The sequence below is a fragment of the Helicobacter vulpis genome (genome assembly GCF_003660395.1).
GTDB lineage: Bacteria > Campylobacterota > Campylobacteria > Campylobacterales > Helicobacteraceae > Helicobacter > Helicobacter vulpis.
Window position 1 is genome coordinate 1 of sequence record NZ_QXQT01000077.1, and the last position, 754, is coordinate 754.

General features: G+C 45.0%; 1 protein-coding gene. It reads left to right on the forward strand.

From position 1 onward, the window contains the following. Positions 1 to 754: PBECR3 domain-containing polyvalent protein (locus tag EAO38_RS08640; protein WP_456237304.1), on the forward strand; the 754-nt coding region annotated here is incomplete at both ends.

Sequence of the window (754 nt, forward strand, 5' to 3'; positions counted from 1 at the left end):
TTTGAGAAGCGTGTTAAAGACTTTCAAGCCTCAAACCAAAGCCCCCTAGTAAAGCCCCCATCTGCAGTGGAAAAAGAGCCCATAGCAGAGCCTAGCGCACAAGGGGGAGGAAAGCCACCCACTAAAAAAGGGGATTTGCCCACCAAGAGTGCTCTAAAAGAGGACTTAAGTCCCCAAGAGATCAAAGGCCACATAGAAGGGTGGGATTTAGCCAACCCTAAAGCCACAGATAGGCTTTTAATTGCCAAGATAGATGGGGAAGAGTTAGAACAACTCAAATCAGAATTTAGCTTTAAGGGCAATTACGCGCTAGCTAGGGAGATAGACAGCAAACATATAGCGCATGTGATGCATAGACATAGCAACGCTAAAATTGAAGAATCACGCAACCAAATACCTATCACTTTAGAAGATATCAGCAATTACCCTAATATTGTTAAGAATGCAGATGTTAGGGAGGTAGAGGGCAAAAAGATTAGATACAAGAAGCAGATTAACGGGCATTATGTGGTGGTAGAAGAGGCTTTAACCGGGCAGAATAAACTAAGTTTCGTAACGATGTGGAAGAGTAAAGGGGATATTGCGACCCCTCGTACGCCTTCCTCAAAGGGACACGACTTAGACCGAACTCTAAGCAGGGGTTATCAGCAAGACTCTACCAAACCCCCCCTTAACAATCAAATCCCCTTACTTCCCTATAAGCCCAACACACATATCCCAGCCACGTCTAAAGAAATCCTAGCCGCAGGCAGAA